We start from the raw sequence: 19,828 nt of genomic DNA on the forward strand, positions 1-19,828 counted from the left end.
TATCCAAAGGTGGTATTTCATTGCACAACAGCCTGCACCGTACCATTTTCAACTTTGAATAATTGATAAGAAATAGATAAATCATGTAAGTGTTTTTGCACTGAATCATGGTCTAAAGTGGTAATAAAAACTTGACTACCAAGATGGCTTAAACGCTCAATTAAACGCTGTTGTGCGGTTAAATCTAATTCTGCTGTCAGATCATCTAATAATACCACAGTTTCCTTATTACAAGCATGTAGCATTGCAATCTGTGACAGTTTTAACGCCATGATCAATAACTTTTTTTGCCCACGAGAGAGTACAACATCTGCATCCCCCATAGCGGTTTTTAACCTTAAATCTGCACGGTGCGGACCATACTCGGTATAGCCACGCTCGCAGTCTTTAAAATGCTGATTGGTCAGATCATTCAACAGCCCTGTTTCGGCATGAAAGCCTGCATTGTATTCCAGTGTCACTGTTAAATCAGGCAATAAGGCTTCTAGATCTTGTTGAAAATATCGAATCCACTGTTCCACCACATTACTGCGCAGACTATGCAAGATCTCACCATAGTCACTGAGCATTTTGTTCCACGGTTCTAAGTCAGACAAACTCAAATGACGTCGTGATTTCAGCAAACTATTCCGTTGTTTTAATGCCCGTGCATAATATTGCCATGTATGGTAAAACTCCGGTTCCACGTGGAACATCAACCAATCTAAAAGTTGACGTCGTGGCTTCGCACCATGATCAATGATATCCGTACTTTGTGGGTCGATGAGTTGTAGCGGTAAAATCTTAGCCAACTGCCCTTGTGTCCCCACTAGGTCGCCATTGACTTTAATCACTTGCTCGCCCGACTGCATTTTTTGCATACCAATGCGGTCTGTTGCAGACTGCGCAAAGACAACAGCGTCAGGGCTATTATTTTGAATATAGTTTTTCGGAATATGGGTTCGAAAAGAACGTCCGGTTGCCAGCAAATGTACTGCTTCTAATACAGACGTTTTACCTGAACCATTTTGCCCATAAAAGACATTAAACGGTTGCAACCCAGAGAGTGCAACCGTCTTTAAATTTCGAACACGTTCTACATGTAAACGCGTGATATGCATAATAATTGAGACGTCAGTCCGAATTAAACACGCATTGGCATCACAACATAGGTTTGATCTTGTTGTTGTGGATCTTGTACCAATACAGATTGGTTGGCTTCTGTCATGGTCATTGCAACATCATCACCATCCAACACATTCAGAACTTCCAATAAGTACTGTGCATTGAATGACATTTCCATCGGTGCATCAGCATATTGAATTGCGAGATCTTCGATAGCTTCATCTTGCTCAGGGTTATTGGCACGAAGTTGTAAAGTGTCCGCATCAAACTTCAAGAATACGCCGCGCAATTTTTCATTACTTAAAATCGCCACACGTTGTAGTGATTGTTTAAATACATCATGTGCAATGCGCACATTTTTATCACCACCACGTGGAATCACACGGCGGTAGTCAGGGAATTTACCATCGATCAATTTTGTGGTGAAACGTACGGTAATATCACCCTGCTCTTTATCACGGCTGGCAATGGTAATCGTTACATTTAATAATTCACGACCAATTAACAACGATAATTGCTCGTCTTCAACACTCAATAGACGCTGCAATTCACCTACAGCTTTACGTGGAACAATCGCTTGCATTGCTTGTGTCGCATTCGAGCTTGCCACTGTTTCACACATCGCTAAACGGTGACCATCGGTCGTTACTGCACGCAATTGATTTTCATCAATTTCAAGCAAAGTACCCGTCAAATAAAAACGCACATCTTGAACCGCCATGGCAAAAGACGTTTTTTCAAATAAACGCTTTAACTCACGTTGAGTCACACCGACTTGAGTGCCTTGAGTATTTTCAGTGGTTAATAATGGATAGTCTTCTGCAGGCAAAGTACCCAATACAAAACGACTGTTGCCCGATTTTAAAATACAACGTTGATCTTCAGTAATTTGCAAATCAATCAATGCCGCTGACGGTAATGATTTACAGATATCCATCAATTTACGTGCAGGAACAGTCGTCACTCCTGCTTGTAAACATGCACCTTCAGTAAGTGGTGTGCTTGCAACCAGTTCCACTTCAAGATCTGAACCGGTAATGGTCAAAGCTTGCTCAGTTACCTGTACTTTTACATTGGATAAAATATTTAAGGTATGGCGACGTTCAACCGCTCCTACGACATGTGATAGAACATTCAGTAAGCTTTCTTTCGCGATTTTTAAACGCACGATACATTCCTCTAAAAACTGAAGATAGACAAAATAAATTAATTTTTTAGCAGTGTACTATGCGGCAGAATATACCGCATTGCAAGAACAGAATTTGAACGAAAAGACTTAACTTTGCAGCAGACGTTGCAAGTTTTTATAGTCCTCATTGAAGATTGGATCTTCTTCACGCAGGCTTTGTACTTTTTCACAGGCATGCATCACAGTACTGTGGTCACGATTACCAAAAGCCATACCAATTTCAGGGAAACTATCCCCTGTCAGTTCACGTGCTAGCCCCATAGCCAACTGACGTGGACGTGCATAAATACGTGTACGTTTTGGACCAACCAATTCTTTCAATGGAATACGGAAATATTCACTCACCACACGCTGAATGTTTTCAGTACTGATGGTGCGCGCACGAATTGCCAACACATCTTTTAACGATTCACGCACCACATCTAGATCGATTGGGGTGCCTTTAAAACGAGAAATGGCTACGACTTTATTCAGCGCACCTTCTAGTTCACGGACATTAGCAACCACTTGTTGAGCAATAAACAGCGCACAATTCCGTGGAAGTTCCACCCCATTGCTTTCCGCTTTTTTCAGTAAAATTTCAATACGAGTTTCGATATCTGGTGGTTCAACACCCACCGATAAGCCCCACGAAAAACGTGAAACCAAACGTGGATCTAGCTCAGTCAGTTCTTTTGGATAACGATCTGAGGTTAAAATGATTTGCTTAGATTCATCTAATAACGCGTTGAAGGTATAGAAAAACTCAACCAAGCTGGCCTCTTTACCCGCTAACAAATGAATATCATCCACCAATAACAAATCTAACGAACGACAGTTTTTCTTAAATTCTTCGACCTTACCTTGCTGTAACGAGCTCACAAAGTCTTGTACAAAACTTTCAGCCGTCATGTACATCACACGTGCATTCGGCTTCGCTTGCAATAATGCATTACCCACTGCTTGCATTAAGTGGGTTTTACCTAAACCTGTCGGCCCATACAAAAATAAGGGATTATGTTGTGAAGCACCGGGTTGTGTAAGTACTTTACGACAGGTTTCTGCCGCCATCTGATTGGAACGGCCTTCAACAAACAAGGAAAAGGTAAATAATGGGTTAAGCTGACGCTTACGGTTATTCTTTGATGACGTCTCTTCTTTTTCTTTTTTAGGACGATTCGGTGCAGACACTTGCGGCGTTGACTCTAATGCTGCGGTGGTTGTTGCCGGTTGTTCAGCTGCAGATAAAATTGCACCAGGCCGTGAATCAACCAAAATCTCGACTTTACGTACCCGACCTTCAGACAACTGTTCCGCTAAAATTGAAATCAGTTCTAAATGGTGCTCTTGAATATAGCGTGTCCAATACGGATTCGGTGCATAGAGTTTTAGACTATCACCTGCATCTTCTGCCACCAGTGGGCGTATCCACATTGTATAGACATTTCCTGAAAGCTCTTGTCGCAAGCGAGTTAAGCAGTCTGTCCAAAGCATGTGAAACCCCTATTTCAGTCCATTGTACGTAAAAAAATAATTCAACCCCGCCTAAGCGGGCAGCCATTCTAACCATCTTATCCACATCTGTCATGAACAAATCAGTCGAAATCGATCAAAAAAACGCAAATTGAGTTTAAATTTAAATTTAAATCACGTGTGGATAAGTTTATCCGCAAGCTGTGGATAAATTGTAGCACAAAGTTATCCACAAACTATCAAAATTATAAAAACATCGTTATCCACAATGTAATTATTTGTTTTTTAAATCTAAAAATACGTTTTCCACAGAAAATATCAACACTAATAGTAATAAATTTAAATTTTAAAATTTGAATTTATTTATAAGATTGACCCATTCTGGGGATAACTTGATGGTTGGTTTAAATTCAAATTTAAATTCATAAAACCAATTCACAAATTTGAGATTGTGGATAAATCTGTGAGTAAACTTGAAGATAACTTAAATAATTAATATATACAATGATTTAGTTTGTGAATATTTTAATTTAAAACTTTCTGACTGATTTCTAATCCTTATATTATCTTGATATATCACAGCCTAGATTTTGAAAGAAAGCGTGTTTTTCATTGACAGCTCAAGCAATGAGCACTAAAATCGCGAACCTTTACTGAAAGATCATTTGTGGAGTTTCGATATGAAACGTACTTTCCAACCTTCTGAGTTGAAACGTAAACGCGTTCATGGTTTCCGTGCTCGCATGGCTACTAAAGCTGGCCGTCAAGTATTAGCGCGTCGTCGTGCAAAAGGTCGTCACAGCTTAACTGTTTAATTTCAGTTAAGACTGTCAAGACTTGGGTGTTATGACAACACTTTACGGCTTTAGCACAGATGTGCGAATACACTGTGCTGCCGATTATAAAAGTGTGTTCGATGGTGCGCTTTTTAAAGTGCATCAACCCCATTTCTTATTTCTAGCAAAAATCTCCGAACAGCCGAATAGCCGTTTGGGTATTGTTGTTGCTAAGAAAAAAGTGCGCCGCGCACATGAAAGAAATCGAGTAAAACGACTTGCACGCGAAAGTTTTCGCCTGCATCAACAGCAGTCTAATGTATTAGATATTGTCGTTATGCCAAAAATGGGCATAGAGGCGGTACCGAATGCAGAGTTGCATCAGCAATTACAATTTGCTTGGCAAAAATTGCAGCGCCTTGCAAATAAGCATAAAAAAATAGCTACCTCCCCACAAGCGTAGAGATGACCAATGGTTCGTTTGCTGCATTGGCTCATTCGTTTCTATCAGATTGCGATTAGTCCTTTATTGGGACCACGCTGTCGTTATATTCCAACATGTTCTCAATATTCTTTGGAAGCAGTCCATCAACATGGTGCTGTACGTGGAGTGTGTCTAGCTGTTCAGCGTATTTGCCGTTGTCATCCTTGGGGCGGTTCAGGCTATGATCCTGTTCCATCAAAAGCAATTCGTTTTATTTCATTTCAGCAAATAGATTCTCAAACGCTTCACGTTGCTGTACCCTTTCGTGAACGTTTATTGAACCAAAATCACTCTAACCACTTGGGGTAATACCTATGCAACAATGGGCCAGGATTGCAATTCTAGGGGCCATGTTTGTTGTCGCATATTTGCTCATTTTGGCTTGGCAGAAAGATTATGGAAATGCGGAACAAAAACCTCAGCAAAATGCTGCGGTGGTAACGCATGAAGTATCTGCCGATTTACCAAATGGCCAGACAGCTACGGCTGCTACTGATGTGCCGCAAGCAAATAATGCTGCTACACAACAAACAACAGATGCCACTGCACCTGTTAGTCAACAGTTAATTTCAGTACAAACTGACCTTTACCATCTTTGGATTAATCCAAAGGGTGGCGATATTGTTCGTATTGAATTACTCAATCATGACAAAAATAAAGACAGCGACGAACCGTTTGTAATGCTTGAAAGCGATGCAAAACGGACTTATGTTGCTCAGTCTGGCTTAATTGGTCTCAATGGCCCGGACAGCAATCCGAAAGGACGTCCGACGTATGAGATTGAAAAATCTTCATATACGTTAAATGACGCAAAAACTGTGAAGGGTAAAGATGGACAAACAGCAAAAGTTTTGTCAGTACCGATGGTTTATAAAACAGCAGATGGTGTAGAGGTTATTAAAACCTTTAACTTCACTGAAGGTGAATACCCTGTTGTCGTGAATCATAAAATCGTGAACCGCAGTGCTCAGAACTGGCAAGGTCAGATGTTTGGTCAGCTTAAACGCGACAACTCTGAAGATCCAGGTAAATCTGATCAAGGTATTTTCACTTTAGGTACATTCCTTGGTGGTGCATGGGGTTCGCCTGAAGAACATTACAACAAACTTAAATTTGCCAACTTCAATGAAGAAAAATTGAATGTTGAAGCAACTGGCGGTTGGGTTGCAATGGTTCAGCATTACTTCGTGAGTGCATGGATTCCTGGACAGATCAAATTAACGCAAGCTAATGGTCAACCCTACGCTGCGAAATTTGAGTCACGTAAATCTACCGATGATATGAACATTATTCAGTTCACATCGCCTGCAATCAATGTTCCTGCAGGAACTGTGGCAGAAGTAGATGCAACGTTCTATTCAGGTCCAAAAATTCAGTCTGAATTGAAAGATTTGGCTGTTGGTTTGAACCAAACTGTAGACTATGGTTGGTTATGGCCAATCGCGAAATTGTTGTTCTTAGGCCTACAATTCTTCCATGGTTTAGTGGGTAACTGGGGTTGGTCAATTATTCTATTGACGATTCTGGTGAAACTGATCTTGTGGCCATTGTCGTCGAAGAGCTACCGCTCTATGGCGAAAATGCGTGTGATTGCACCTGAAATGCAACGCATGAAAGAAGAGTTCGGTGAAGACCGTATGCGCTTCTCGCAAGAAATGATGGCATTGTATAAACGTGAACAAGTGAACCCACTATCAGGTTGCTTGCCGTTATTGCTCCAAATGCCGATCTTCCTTGCTTTGTACTGGGTATTGATGGAATCTGTTGAACTACGTCATGCGCCATGGTTAGGTTGGATTCAAGATTTATCTGCGATGGATCCATGGTTTATTTTGCCGCTATTAATGGGCTTGACCATGTTCATTCAGCAAAGTTTGAACCCACAACCGGCTGATCCAATGCAGGCGAAAGTCTTCAAAATCATGCCAGTGATCTTTACGGTATTTATGTTGTTCTTCCCTGCGGGCCTTGTGCTTTACTGGATCTGTAACAACAGTATTACTATTCTTCAACAAGGTTTGATTAACAAATCTGTTGAAAAAGACCGTTTAAAACGTGAAGCAGCTGACTCAGCAAACTAAGCATTGCTGATGGGCTGAATAAATCCGCTTAAGATGGTAATCTTAGGCGGATTTTTCTTTATCTGTCGTTTGAAAATTTTTAGGTGAATTTTATGTTAAACCGAACCACCATCGCAGCAATTGCCACACCGCCGGGTCGTGGTGGTGTCGGCGTGATTCGCCTGTCTGGTCCCAAATCTTATGCCATTGCAGAAGCATTAACGCAGCAATCCTTACCACAAGCACGTTTTGCTGGTTTCCGTAAGTTTTATGATGCATCGAATGAAATCATGGATGAAGGTTTGGTGATTTGCTTTCCAAATCCGCACTCCTTTACGGGTGAGGATGTGGTGGAGCTTCAAGGTCATGGCGGCCCCGTTATTCAAAATGCATTATTGGCACGGTTACTTGAATTGGGTGCTATTGCTGCAAAAGCGGGCGAATTTTCAATGCGCGCCTTTGAAAATGGCAAAATGGACTTGGTGCAAGCCGAGGCGATTGCCGACCTGATTGATGCCACCTCACAAGCAGCGGCACGTTCAGCGGTACGTTCATTACAAGGTGCCTTTTCGAGCAAGGTCAATACGGTGCTAGAAAAACTTATCCATTTGCGTTTGCATGTGGAAGCAGCGATTGATTTTCCTGAAGAAGAAATCGACTTTTTGGCGGATGGTAAGATTTTGGGCTTATTGGATGAAGTGGCAAGCTCGGTCCATGCTGTACAGCAGTCTGCTCGTCAAGGTCAGTTACTACGTGAAGGTTTACAAGTGGTGATTGCAGGTAAACCCAATGCAGGTAAGTCATCTCTACTCAATGCTTTGGCGGGTGTGGAACGTGCGATTGTGACGGATATTGCAGGTACGACACGTGATGTTTTACATGAAAAAATCAGCCTCAATGGTTTGCCGATTACCTTGACCGATACCGCTGGTTTACGTGAAACCGGTGATATCGTCGAAAAAGAAGGGATTCGTCGCGCAATTAAAGAAATTGAGCAAGCTGACTTGTTACTTTTGGTCTATGACTTGAGTCAGGGCGAAGATCCACTACAATTGGCTCAAGCGTACTTTGCCGATCATATTGAACCGAAGCGTTTGATGTTGATTGGTAATAAATGCGATTTGACGGGATCTACCGCGGAAATTACCGATTTAAACGGTTTTCGACATATTCGCGTTTCGGCTAAACAAGAAACTGGCGTTCAAGCGCTTATTGATGCGATTACAGCGCATGCAGGCTTTCAACCAGAGGAAGATACCTTTATTGCTCGAACACGCCATTTAGACGCAATGAAGCGCACTCAGCGCTATCTTGCAGAAGCACGTGAGCAGTTGGTGGTTTATCATGCGGGTGAGTTGGTGGCTGAATCTCTACGTTTGGCGCAAAATGCCTTAGGTGAAATTACCGGCGATTTCAGTGCGGATGATTTGCTAGGGAAGATTTTTGGATCATTCTGTATCGGAAAGTAATAAAACGATTGAGCTCCTCATTTCACCTATGGATAGATCCATCCAAAGCACGATGTTCGAAAACATCGTGCTTTTTTGCATCGCTTTAGCGTGGGTTTGAGCCAAAAATGATTTTAATGATCGTTCTCAGCACATCTTTTATTTTCATCTCATAAAAAGGATTGATTGCTGCTCTTTTCGATACAGCCTCAACTTTGACTTTGAGTGTTGCATAGTCTGGAAATTGTTGCTGTTGCGAGGATTTTTCGACCGCTGACAAAATATCAATTAAAAATGCACGATTAATTTTTGAACTTAATGGAATGGATTGATACCACTGTTTTTCAAAGCGACGATCTAAAAAGATATCGGGAATTTCGGGGCTAGTGGCATAAAACATGGCTTTGGTGCGCATACATTTACTGCATTGACCACAATTTTTTGGTCGAGCCCTATAGTCCACACAAATCGACAGGGTTTGTAAATCTAAGTCAGATTGGCTTAAAAATGCGGTTTTTTGTGATCGCGTGACATCATCGTCGAGGGTGATTAAGACCCCAGATCGGTTCTTCATCAATCGGTTGGATGCCGTATTTGAGCCATAGGGATGAACGAATAATTGTTGATCTAAACGGTAATCGGCTGAAATTCGATATTGCTGGTAATGTTCAAAAATCGAAGCGCAGGAAAACAGCGAAAAGATATGTGTGACATGCGAACCTTTAGGGTTACAGCCATATTTACTGTACAGCGCGTAAGCATCGGTTTTTACCACGCGACTTTGCTTAAAAACTTGGCTTCTAAAACTATGGGTCTGATCCATTAAGGCCTGAAATTTTTCATGGTCATCAAATTTATAATCCATTCCATGCACAGTGAGACAATCAGAGTCTTGCCCATTTTCAAGAAAAGCTTTGTATGTACTATAAGTAGAGTCAATCCCACCGCTAAAAAAGCTTAAATTTTGAGTGGATTGGTTTGCTGGTGGTGTTTGGATAATCGATGCAGCACTGAGCATGACTGGTTGATATAAATCAGGTAACCAAGCGGCCCAGACCGTTGAAACTTCACGTGCGGAGTGGAGGGTTTGTATTGAAATAGGTCCTTCTACATGCAGTGGGATGCCTAGGCGCATGGCAATGGGTAAAAAGCCCCAAACGATAAAATCATAGGTTTCTAATTGCGGTAAGGATTCAAACGGTAAAATATAGTGAATATTCCCGTATTTGCTGCTGGCGATGATTTGATTTTCCGCAGTGTTAATTTGACATTGAATTTTTAGCATTTTTTTAAATTTTTGAATCACATCACACAAGATCTTAATTTAATTTGATTGATTTTTATAGGGTTTCTTAATTGCTTTTGGGTTTAAGAAGCACCCAATACAAGATGCTTCTTGAATAAGTTCAATGGTTAATTAGTGTTCAGACTGCGGTGCCAAAACAATAAGCCGATACACAATAAGCCTACGCCAATACAAAAACCTAAAACACCGACCATTAAGCCGAAATGATCAGATAAATAGCCGGCTGCAATAATTGGAATAATGGTGCCTAGATATCCAATAAATAAATAGGTCGAGATCACCGCAGCACGGTTTTGATTGTTGGTCATTTGATGAACTAAGCCAAATGCGCCTAAAAGCCCCAGACCATGCCCGACACCGACTAAAACATCGCTAATAAAAAACAATGCGCTCCAATGTTGGGTCATACATAGCGCAAGGAGCGCATAGCTCAGTATTAATACCATTAAGCCGGTATTTACACATTTTGCAGAAGGAATCGATTTCGCCATAAATTGCACGACAGCGGAAACCAGCAAGATACTTGCAATGGCACTACCACTGACCAAAGGGCCATGCCATGGGATTGCATCTTTAACGAAAGAGGGTGCGAGTGATGCAAATAAGCTGAAGGAGCCAAAGGCACAAAAGGCAGTCAGTCCGGCGATATAAAATCGTGAATGATCACGCTTTTCAGGCAATTCCAAATGTGGTGCCACTGAAAAAGGCTGTGGCTCAAAATTCGGTGTACGAATAAAAAATAACCCTATTAGACACGCCAAACCCCCAAAGATCACAGGGATATAAGGGGTGACTAAAGGCTGTTCCGAAAATTGAGCAATCACTCCACCAATAAATGGGCCAAGACCAAAACCAATCACGGTTATGATTGAACTCAACTGTGGAGCATTATTTTTATGCTGTTCAGGAATGGTATAGACCAAGCCCAGCATGGCTGAGGTGCTGATTAAACCCGAGGCAATCCCGATAATAAAGCGCCCGATAGATAACCACAGCGCATTACTGGCAAACACCGACAAGCTTAAACCTAAGATGATGCACGCCATACCGATTTGCAGGGTTCTTAAAAAACCAAAACTGTTACTGGTACGACCTAAAAACAGCAAGGTCGCTAGGCAACCAAACATGTAGGCAACAAAGATATAGGTGATATGACTCGGCAGCAGTCCCCAAAGTTGCTGATAAATGGGATACAGAGGACTAGCTAGCGCTGTACCAATAGTGCCCATACAGAGTGCAAGGCTCACCATGATAAACGGTCGCCAAGAGGGAGATGTGGTCATTTTAAAGTCGCAGAGGTACAGTCAATAGGGTCAATATTGTGCTGCATGAGAAAGAAGGAAATATGGGCTCAGTTTAATGCCGATTGTTTTCCATGGTCAAATCACAGATGTAACTTTATCCATAGCGTTTAAGCAGTTTTACAAATTCTTCCAGTTCTGCTTCATTAATTTCAGCATCTTGAGGCAATACATGATGGCGTAAATGTGCTTCGATGAGTTCATTCATTAATCCATTTACAGCACCTTTGATGGCCGCAACCTGTTGTAAAACCTCGATACACCCTGCTTCGGGTTGCTGTAAAGCCAGTTCAACCGCATTGACCTGACCTTGTAGGCGTTTAACCCGATTTAAAATCTTTTTGTCCTGATGTAAATGACTCAACACTTTCTCCCGAAAATAAATATACTATGGGGGAGTATATTTAAGCATAGAACCTAATGAAAACTTCCCCATCCATCCGAATTCATCATCATCAATTTGATGAAGGTAATCCACTCGCACAAAAACGGATCTTAATTGCCACCATTTTAACGGCAGTCATGATGTTGTTAGAAGTCATTGGCGGATGGATTTTTAATTCGATGGCATTATTGGCAGATGGTTGGCATATGAGTTCACATATGTTGGCATTAGGCTTGGCCTATTTTGCCTATCGTGCGGCACGCCACTATGCCCAAGATGCTCGTTTTAGTTTTGGGACTTGGAAAATTGAAATTTTAGCGGGCTATAGCAGCGCGATATTATTGATGGTCGTTGCTGCATTTATGGCCTTTCATTCGGTGGAACGCTTATTCAACCCGGTCCAAATTCATTATAACGAAGCAATCCCTATTGCGATTTTAGGTCTGGTGGTGAACTTGATCTGTGCTTGGTTATTGCATGATGACCATCACCATCACCATCACCATCACCATCACCATCATCATCACCAGCATAGCCATGAAGAGCAGCATGATCATCATCACGACCTCAATCAGAAAGCAGCCTTCATGCATGTGGTTGCTGATGCGGTGACTTCAGTGTTGGCGATTGTGGCTTTATTTGCTGGAAAATGGATGGGCTGGGGATTTTTAGATGCGCTATTGGGGATTGTTGGTGCGGTACTTGTTGGTAAGTGGGCCATTGGGCTGATGAAAGAAACTGGACAAACATTACTGGACGCAGAAATGGATCATCCTGTCGTTGATGAGATTCGAGAGGTTTTAATGCAATTGCCTGTCGACGTCGATGTAACCGATTTACATGTGTGGAAAGTGGGTAAAGGTCAGTTTTCATGTATTGTAGCTTTAGAAACCAGTCAGGCATTGAGCGCAGATGAAGTGCGTCAAGCGCTGTCGATTCATGAAGAAATTGTGCATGTGTCTGTTGAAATTAATTCACCTGATGCAGCGTAATATGTTCCACGTGAAACGGCATGTAGCTATTGCGTAATGAACTGAAAAAAGCCCAAGACTTTCACACGTTAGGGCTTAGAATGCTCAATCAATTAAATGTTGAAGTTCGGTCTATGTTGAAAAAAATATGTGTGTTGGCGTTGAGTACCACCCTTTCGACTTTTGCTTTAGCAGATGCGGCACAGGTTCAAAAGCTCTTGGCAGAAAAGCACCCCAGTTTAAAAATTGAAAATATTCAAAGTACCGAAATGCCGGGCATATATAGTGGCTTTGTTGAAGATCAAGTTTTGTATTTGAGTGAAAATGCGGATTATGTGATCGCAGGTTCTATGATTCGTTTAAAAGATCAAAAAAATCTGACCAAACAATTGATCCTCAGTCAGCAAAAAACTGAGTGGAATAAACTTCCATTACAAGATGCGATTAAAACAGTCAGGGGGAATGGGAAGCGCCAAATCGCGATCTTTTCTGACCCAAATTGCCCATATTGTAAGAAGCTTGAAGTAGAACTGGCAAAACTCAATGATGTGACCATTTATACTTTTGTCACAGCGATAAAACCGCAGTCGTTGGCGCCATCGAAGCAGATTTTTTGTGAGTCAAACCCTGCTATGGCCTGGAATAATTTAATCAATAAGGGAATTCAACCGAAGTCAGCGAAAAGCTGTGCAAACCCGATTGAGCGAAATTTAAAATTAGCAAAAAGCTTAAAACTAGGTGGTACACCGGGAATCGTCTTTGCCAACGGTTCGATCTTAACTGGTGCTTACCCTGCTGCTGAATTAGAATCGATGTTAAAAGAGATCAAATAATTTCAGCTGTACGTCATGAATAAAATATAAATAAAAAAATACCCGTCTACAGGCGGGTATTTTAATGGTGCTATAAAAATTAGACGCGGGTTTTTTTCGTTACAAGGTTATAGATAAACAACACGATGATCGCACCAATAACGGAAGCGATAAATCCTGCAGCAGAATTTTCTCCATACAGACCTAATAAACGTCCGCCATAGGTTGCAAGTAAGGAACCTGCTATCCCGAGAATGGTGGTCATGATGAAACCGGCTTTGTCATCTCCAGGATGGATCGCACGTGCAATTAAACCAGCAATAAAACCAACAACAATCGCAACAATGAGTGACCACATAGTAACTCTCCTTTTGTTATCATGTATTTGTTTTTTACGACATGTTCAATCTTTATCTTTAATCAAAACTAAGCTGAGCTACAGCCTAAACATGCAAAAAACTGTTGTTTTTTTGTTCAAAACAAACCAAAAAATAAAAAAAAGTGGCCTTTGGCCACTCTTAAGTATCTGATCTTGCTTAGAGACCAATTTCCCCAATAAATGGAATGTGACGATATTTTTGATCATAGTCCAGACCATAGCCTACGATAAATTTATCTTCGACTTCAAAACCTAAAAATTTCACTTCGAGTTCAATCTCACGACGTGAAGGCTTGCTAACCAAAGTACAAAGCTCGATTGAGTTTGGATTACGCGTCTGTAAAATTTCTAGGACTTTGCTTAAGGTATTTCCTGAATCGATAATATCTTCAACCACCAAGACATCTTTATCTTTAATGTCACCGTCTAAATCTTTTAAGATTTTTACATCACGAGTAGATACGGTCCCACCGCCATAACTTGAAACGGTCATGAAGTCGAGTTCATGCGGTTTTGAAATTGCGCGGCAAAGGTCAGCCATAAAAATAACAGAACCGCGTAAAAGACCGATTAACACCAACTCTTTGTCGCTGTTAGCATAGTGTGCATCAATTTTTGCGCCAAGCTCTTTCACTTTAGCTTGAATTTCTTCAGTGGAAATCAGTACGCTCATTTGAACAGACATGGGTAGATACCTAAAAAAGCAAATCAAAAAATAAAAAAGGTGTTGACTTGCAACACCTCTAAAGATGAACCAATTTTAATACATCTGGCGCGCAGATGCATCTTTTTTGCCGTTGAAAATGTAATCAGTTTTTCTTGGAAGTGCTGTCACGCTTGAGTAAGCACAGACAAGCGACGGCAATCAGTCCAATTTTCAACGCTGTTTTTCGTCTCGGTCGAGCCGTTTTATGCTTTGACATACGCACATTGTCCAAACACATAGGTGGCATGGATATTACGATCATCACCCATCAGCATCAGGGCAAATAAAGCATCTTCCAGATTTTTGGCACGTTGTTGACGTAGGGCTTGTAAAGCCGTGGCTTTTAAATCGAGCACCACAAAATCTGCTTCTTTGCCCAAATCAAAGTTTCCAAGTTTGTCCTCTAGGTCTAAGGCTTTTGCTCCCCCTAACGTGGCATGGTACAGCGCTTCAAATGCGGACAGTTTATCACCTTGAAGTTGTTGAACTTTGTAGGCCTCATTGATGGTTTGCAGTTGGTTAAATGAAGTGCCTGCACCAATGTCTGTGCCTAAGCCGACTTTCACCTGTTTTTCCCATGTTGTCTTTAATGGAAATAAACCACTGCCTAAGAACAAATTTGAGGTTGGACAAAACGCAATGGCAGAGTTGGTCTGATGCATACAGTCCCATTCGGCATCTTCCAAATGCACGCAGTGCGCAAACACGGAACGTGATCCGGTCAGACCATAATGATGATAAACGTCCAAATAGCCGTTTTGCTCAGGGAATAATGATTTGACCCACGCAATTTCATTTTTATTTTCACTCAAATGTGTATGCACATAAACATCGGGATACTCGGCTTTTAGCTCCCCTGCCCGTGCCAATTGTTCAGGCGTTGAGGTTGGGGCAAAGCGAGGCGTGATGGCATAAAGGTTACGGCCCTTGCCATGCCACTTTTCGATGAGTGCTTTGGAGTCGTTATAGCCACTCTCTGCAGTGTCACATAATGCTTCAGGTGCATGTCGATCCATCATCACTTTACCGGCAATTAAGCGCATCTGATGCTGTTCTGCAGCCTTAAATAAAGCATCGACCGATTGTGGATGAACGGTACAAAAAACCAAGGCTGTTGTGGTTCCGTTTTTGAGTAACTCGTTTACGAAGAACTGTGCAATTTGCTCTGCATAAGCCGGATCTTCAAATTGGATTTCGGTTGGGAAGGTATAAGTATCAAGCCATTCCAGCAGTTGTTCACCATAAGCCCCCATCATTTCCGTTTGTGGATAATGGATGTGGGTGTCGATGAAACCCGGAACAATCAATTGATCTGGATAATGCTGTACGTCAACCTGATCTGGGAGATGGTGTTGTCCCTCAGACCATGGACCGAACCATTGAATTTTTCCGGCTTGCGTAATCAGCAAACCATCTTCGAAATAGCGCACTTGGTCGTGAATTTCACGTGCTTGGGCAACTGTATTCTGAATATCTAGAAAGCGACCACGGATCGCTGTAGATGCGATAACAGAAGACATGACATACCTGCAGTTTAGAATTTTTTCGGTTGATTGTAGCTTAATTTGGCTAGAAAAGGCGTTGTTGTAATTAGAGGATCATGTTCTAAAACATCGAACAGCCATTAATGTATGTCGAGAGCATGTCATTTTTTCAAAGCGATTGATTAAATCAATGCGCTTGTGTCAGGCTAAATCGAATCAAAGAATAGAATTCAACCGTGTATCTATGTCCCATCCAATGCATCCTGTGAATCAATCACAGCTTGAAGCCACTTATGTTGAGCGCTTGCAGCAACTGATTCAGCAACATGACGGCATCATGTCTATTTTAAAGCAGCTTTATTTGGTGGATGCCAGTGCGTATATTGCCGCAGGTGTCATTCGAAATATGCTGTGGTCAGTGCTACACCAACACAGCTATACACTGTCCCATACTGAGGTGGATATTATATTTTATGATGCTGAGGATAACGGTGCTCATAGTGATCAGATCCAAAAAGAAATGCAGTCTTTCTTTCCATTGATACAGTGGGATGTGACCAACCAAGCTTTGGTGCATCATTGGTATCGTTTAGACAATGGTGATTCTATTTTGCCCATAACATCGATTTCCCATGCCCTTTCTTTGTGGGTTGAAACTGCAACGGCTGTTGCCGTCCGTTTAAATGAGCTTGATCAAGTAGAAATCGTGGCACCATTTGGACTAGCTGATTTATTTGAATTAAAACTGCGTTGGAATTCAACCTTAGTTAGTCGAGCGACTTTTTTGCAACGTATAGAAGAGAAACAATTTTTACAACGTTGGCCGAAACTCAAACTCTTGATGACGCCTGAAGCTTAGTTCATGGCTTTGTTACAAAATAAATAAAAGCCTTCTCGAAAGAAGGCTTTTATTTATCTAAGCGTTTTATAACGTGGTTTGATGGTACTTCTTACTGTGTCGGATTGATAACCATGCAGTAATGGTTAAGGTCACCACAATAAAACCGAGTGAAATCCAAATTGGCATGTGGAACACATCGAGCAATAGCATCTTAGCGCCAATAAACACGAGGATAATGCCCAGACCATATGGTAAGTAATGCATTTTCGATGCAGCACCTGACAAGAGGAAGAACATTGCACGTAGACCTAAAATCGCCATTAAGTTTGCCGTCAGTACAATGAATGGGTCAGAGGTAACCGCAAAGATCGCTGGGATTGAGTCAACCGCAAAAATGACGTCCGATGCTTCAACCAAGATCAACACTAAAAAGAGCGGCGTTGCCCATAAGACACCATTTTGACGAACAAAGAATTTATCTTCATGCATCTGAGGGGTAATACGCATGTGTTTACGTAGCCACTTCAAAATCGCCATATCTTCGATATCTTTATCTTCTTCGTCTTGGCCTTTAAGGAATTTAAAGCCGGTATACACTAGGAATGCACCGAAGATGTACAGCACCCAAGAGAATTCTTGAACGAACCATGCCCCAATAAAAATAAAGATAGTACGGAGTACAATTGCGCCGAGTACACCGTAGAGCAATAGTTTGCGCTGCAAAGCAGGTGGAATGGCGAAGGCAGCAAAGATCATGAGCCAGACAAAAACGTTATCAATTGCGAGTGATTTTTCGAGCAGATAACCAGCGAAATATTCCATGACTTTGGTGTTTGCAACAGCGACACCAGCGGTTTGCTGTAAGTAGAGCCACAATGCACCACCGAATAAGGTAGCCACAGAGACCCATGCAATACTCCAATAGGCAGCGGTTTTGACTTTGATTTCTTGGCCTTTGTTATTTTTAAAGCCTAAAAAGTCGATGAGTAGCATGATGGTGACTAAACCGAAAAATGCCAGATATAGCCATAAAGAGCCAATCGTTTCCATGTGTATTCTCCACATCTAACAACCAGCCATAAAAAAACCTCGACCAGTTGCCAGACGAAATAAAACGCCTGAGACAACATGATCAAGGTCTTGCCTACATCGTACTGTAATGATTTTCAGCAGCGATGCTCAGATACCGACTTTTTGCAAAGTGTAATGACGATATTCTGACACGTAAAACAAGGTTTACGTTTGGAGGAGGCTACTCCCCTTGTTCAAATTTTGTTTTGGACACTGTCCAAATATGCTGCAAAGCATGACAGTTTTTAGTACAAAGTGCAATCGGCAATTTGCGAATTCATTTAATGTGCCACAGGAGGGTTAAAATCACCACGGTGTGCTAACGCTAAGGCTAAAAGTGTGCCGATCACCGCGATGATTCCTCCGATCACACCAATATAACTCAAACCGAAATGAACGCTGACGATACCGCCCAAGAGTGCACCACCGCCAATCCCGACATTATAAAGTCCTGAATAGATAGCCATGGCGACATCGGTGGCGTCGGATGCGAGATGTAGTGTCTTTGACTGTAATGCGAGACTAAATCCAATGATACTCATGCCCCACAATAAGCACACTGCACTTACACCTGCAAAACTGAAAGAAACAGGAAGCAACAGCAGCATGGATAAAGCCAGTGTGGCTGTACTCAAAGGAATCGCAACTTTGGGATATTTCCCACCAAATTTTCCAAAGAGATAAGAACCTAGAAAGCCTGCTGCACCAAAGATTAATAACAACGTGGTGGTTTGCATGGAGCTGAATGCAGCAATGTTGAGCGAGAACGGTTCGATATAGCTATATGCGGTAAATTGCGCACTAATTACGATAATGGTTAATGCAAAGACCATCATTAAGCTTGGACGACGAATAAACTGTTTTAGGCTGCTCAGCGAGCCAGAGTTCAAACTCGGCAGTATTGGCAGCGTTTTGGCTAAAATCAGACAAACGATACTGGCGCCAATGCCAATCAGAGCAAAGGTATTTCGCCAACCATAGGCTTCTCCAACCATCCGCCCAAACGGAATACCGAGAACCATTGCCAAAGCTGTGCCTGTGGCTAAAAGACCCAAGGCTTGAAATTCTTTGCCTTTCGGTGCAACACGAACTGCCAGCGACGCAGTAATTGACCAAAAAAGTGCATGCGAGAAAGCAATGCCAATTCGACTGAGCAATAAAGTATTAAAGCTCCATGCGAAATACGACAGAATATGGCTGACAATAAACACCATAAATAAGCAAATCAGGAGTGAACGACGTTCAATATTTTTGGTCAATAACATGATCGGCAAAGAAATCGGAGCAACCACCCATGCATAGAGCGTAATCATGATGCCGACATCGGTCGCTGCCAAGCTAAAGGTTTTGCCAATATCGCTGAGTAAAGCGACAGGTACAAATTCAGTGGTATTAAAAATAAATGCTGCGAAAGCCAAAGCAATCACAGCCGTCCAAGAGCCAGAAGAAGCCGTTTCGGAGGGAGAGGCAGACATGAGTGTCTTCAAATAAATAAAGTGGCTTATTTTACTATGCTCTATACACGAGCAGGAACAGATTTAAGCCCTGTGCATGCGGTTTAAATTAATACAAAAACAACAGAGTTGACCTGCATTACATGCCAATTTATAAAAAAATGGAGGAAATTTAAGATGTTTGTACAACAAGATGATGATCAAAAAAAAGGAGCTTTCTTTGTTGAGCAAGATGGGGAGCGTTTGGCAGAGATGACTTACTCATGGGCAGGCGATGATAAATTTATTATTGATCATACCGATGTCAGTGATAGCTTGCGAGGACAAGGTGTTGGACGACATCTCCTCGATGCAGCAGTGAATTTTGCTCGGGAAAAGAACGTGAAAATTATTCCACTCTGCCCTTTTGCAAAATCTGTATTTGATAAAGATGAATCGATTCGTGATGTTCTACGCTAAATTGTACAGCGTGATGTAGATTAATCATTTGGATAAATAAAAACAGCCTGATCGTATTGCGATCAGGCTGTTCTTTTATTTGAAATCTAATTGTGAAATTGAATTAAGATCGTGATTTATACAGCGATACAACCAAGCATGCTGCA

At 41.7% G+C, this 19,828-nt stretch carries 20 protein-coding genes; 9 read left to right on the plus strand and 11 right to left on the minus strand.

Translation table 11 applies throughout. The annotated features are described in order from the left end of the window. Positions 1-17: 17 nt before the first annotated feature. The 3 genes from recF to dnaA form a co-directional block, all read right to left on the minus strand. Complete coding sequence (gene recF, locus FTV37_RS13985; protein WP_078194447.1) at positions 18-1,100, minus strand: DNA replication/repair protein RecF; 1,083 nt, start codon at positions 1,098-1,100, stop codon at positions 18-20. A 23-nt stretch (positions 1,101-1,123) separates the two neighbouring features. Further along, positions 1,124-2,272 carry a DNA polymerase III subunit beta gene (gene dnaN, locus FTV37_RS13990; protein WP_180005503.1) on the minus strand — a complete coding sequence of 383 codons (1,149 nt, stop codon included), beginning with the start codon at positions 2,270-2,272 and terminating at the stop codon, positions 1,124-1,126. Positions 2,273-2,380: 108 nt separating this feature from the next. Next, complete coding sequence (dnaA, locus tag FTV37_RS13995) at positions 2,381-3,766, minus strand: chromosomal replication initiator protein DnaA (RefSeq protein ID WP_111885711.1); 1,386 nt, start codon at positions 3,764-3,766, stop codon at positions 2,381-2,383. A 659-nt stretch (positions 3,767-4,425) separates the two neighbouring features. On the opposite strand from dnaA, the gene rpmH reads away from it, so the two are divergent. The 5 genes from rpmH (at position 4,426) to mnmE (ending at position 8,534) form a co-directional block, all read left to right on the plus strand. After that, positions 4,426-4,560 carry a 50S ribosomal protein L34 gene (gene rpmH / locus FTV37_RS14000; RefSeq protein WP_000831329.1) on the plus strand — a complete coding sequence of 45 codons (135 nt, stop codon included), beginning with the start codon at positions 4,426-4,428 and terminating at the stop codon, positions 4,558-4,560. Between the two features lie 31 nt (positions 4,561-4,591). Continuing rightward, on the plus strand, positions 4,592-4,984 hold the full coding sequence (gene rnpA, locus FTV37_RS14005; RefSeq protein WP_078189509.1) for a ribonuclease P protein component: 393 nt from the start codon (positions 4,592-4,594) through the stop codon (positions 4,982-4,984). A 9-nt stretch (positions 4,985-4,993) separates the two neighbouring features. Then, on the plus strand, positions 4,994-5,314 hold the full coding sequence (gene yidD / locus FTV37_RS14010; protein ID WP_078189510.1) for a membrane protein insertion efficiency factor YidD: 321 nt from the start codon (positions 4,994-4,996) through the stop codon (positions 5,312-5,314). Positions 5,315-5,319: 5 nt separating this feature from the next. Continuing rightward, positions 5,320-7,086, plus strand: a complete 1,767-nt coding sequence (yidC, locus tag FTV37_RS14015; RefSeq protein WP_168379514.1) for a membrane protein insertase YidC — start codon at positions 5,320-5,322, stop codon at positions 7,084-7,086. Positions 7,087-7,178: 92 nt separating this feature from the next. Beyond that, positions 7,179-8,534: a tRNA uridine-5-carboxymethylaminomethyl(34) synthesis GTPase MnmE gene (gene mnmE, locus FTV37_RS14020; RefSeq protein ID WP_180009134.1), complete on the plus strand. Its 1,356-nt coding sequence runs from the start codon at positions 7,179-7,181 to the stop codon at positions 8,532-8,534. 85 nt (positions 8,535-8,619) lie between these two features. Here the strand turns inward: mnmE and FTV37_RS14025 are convergent, their stop codons facing one another. The 3 genes from FTV37_RS14025 to FTV37_RS14035 all read right to left on the minus strand — a co-directional run bounded on the left by FTV37_RS14025 (position 8,620) and on the right by FTV37_RS14035 (position 11,484). Continuing rightward, positions 8,620-9,798 (minus strand): hypothetical protein, encoded by a 1,179-nt coding sequence (locus FTV37_RS14025; protein WP_180064146.1) that lies wholly within the window; start codon positions 9,796-9,798, stop codon positions 8,620-8,622. A gap of 128 nt (positions 9,799-9,926) precedes the next feature. Then, a complete protein-coding gene (locus FTV37_RS14030) occupies positions 9,927-11,102 on the minus strand; it encodes an MFS transporter (protein ID WP_257224347.1) in 1,176 nt (391 codons plus the stop codon). Between the two features lie 115 nt (positions 11,103-11,217). Next, positions 11,218-11,484, minus strand: a complete 267-nt coding sequence (locus FTV37_RS14035; protein WP_078194474.1) for a metal/formaldehyde-sensitive transcriptional repressor — start codon at positions 11,482-11,484, stop codon at positions 11,218-11,220. A gap of 56 nt (positions 11,485-11,540) precedes the next feature. Here FTV37_RS14035 and dmeF point away from each other — a divergent pair, with 56 nt between their 5' ends. Both dmeF and FTV37_RS14045 read left to right on the plus strand, forming a co-directional pair. Continuing rightward, positions 11,541-12,497: a CDF family Co(II)/Ni(II) efflux transporter DmeF gene (dmeF, locus tag FTV37_RS14040; protein WP_180024969.1), complete on the plus strand. Its 957-nt coding sequence runs from the start codon at positions 11,541-11,543 to the stop codon at positions 12,495-12,497. Positions 12,498-12,610: 113 nt separating this feature from the next. Then, positions 12,611-13,309, plus strand: a complete 699-nt coding sequence (locus FTV37_RS14045; protein ID WP_180064156.1) for a DsbC family protein — start codon at positions 12,611-12,613, stop codon at positions 13,307-13,309. Positions 13,310-13,388: 79 nt separating this feature from the next. Here the strand turns inward: FTV37_RS14045 and FTV37_RS14050 are convergent, their stop codons facing one another. The 3 genes from FTV37_RS14050 to guaD all read right to left on the minus strand — a co-directional run bounded on the left by FTV37_RS14050 (position 13,389) and on the right by guaD (position 15,893). Beyond that, positions 13,389-13,646 carry a GlsB/YeaQ/YmgE family stress response membrane protein gene (locus FTV37_RS14050; RefSeq protein ID WP_078189516.1) on the minus strand — a complete coding sequence of 86 codons (258 nt, stop codon included), beginning with the start codon at positions 13,644-13,646 and terminating at the stop codon, positions 13,389-13,391. Between the two features lie 178 nt (positions 13,647-13,824). Next, positions 13,825-14,352, minus strand: a complete 528-nt coding sequence (hpt, locus tag FTV37_RS14055; protein WP_078194457.1) for a hypoxanthine phosphoribosyltransferase — start codon at positions 14,350-14,352, stop codon at positions 13,825-13,827. Positions 14,353-14,576: 224 nt separating this feature from the next. Continuing rightward, the gene (guaD, locus tag FTV37_RS14060; RefSeq protein WP_078189518.1) at positions 14,577-15,893 is read right to left on the minus strand and encodes a guanine deaminase; all 1,317 of its coding nucleotides are present in this window, start codon (positions 15,891-15,893) and stop codon (positions 14,577-14,579) included. A gap of 208 nt (positions 15,894-16,101) precedes the next feature. On the opposite strand from guaD, the gene FTV37_RS14065 reads away from it, so the two are divergent. Continuing rightward, positions 16,102-16,716 carry a nucleotidyltransferase family protein gene (locus tag FTV37_RS14065; protein ID WP_249748283.1) on the plus strand — a complete coding sequence of 205 codons (615 nt, stop codon included), beginning with the start codon at positions 16,102-16,104 and terminating at the stop codon, positions 16,714-16,716. Positions 16,717-16,782: 66 nt separating this feature from the next. Here FTV37_RS14065 and FTV37_RS14070 read toward each other — a convergent pair whose 3' ends face one another. Next, positions 16,783-17,748 (minus strand): TerC family protein, encoded by a 966-nt coding sequence (locus tag FTV37_RS14070; RefSeq protein ID WP_078194460.1) that lies wholly within the window; start codon positions 17,746-17,748, stop codon positions 16,783-16,785. Between the two features lie 302 nt (positions 17,749-18,050). Continuing rightward, positions 18,051-19,244, minus strand: a complete 1,194-nt coding sequence (locus FTV37_RS14075; RefSeq protein ID WP_180064147.1) for a sugar transporter — start codon at positions 19,242-19,244, stop codon at positions 18,051-18,053. Between the two features lie 132 nt (positions 19,245-19,376). Between FTV37_RS14075 and FTV37_RS14080 the strand changes: the two genes are divergently transcribed. Further along, complete coding sequence (locus FTV37_RS14080; protein WP_347269446.1) at positions 19,377-19,682, plus strand: GNAT family N-acetyltransferase; 306 nt, start codon at positions 19,377-19,379, stop codon at positions 19,680-19,682. Positions 19,683-19,828: the final 146 nt, after the last annotated feature.

Origin of the sequence: Acinetobacter sp. YH16042 (assembly GCF_013417245.1) — a bacterium.
GTDB lineage: Bacteria > Pseudomonadota > Gammaproteobacteria > Pseudomonadales > Moraxellaceae > Acinetobacter > Acinetobacter amyesii.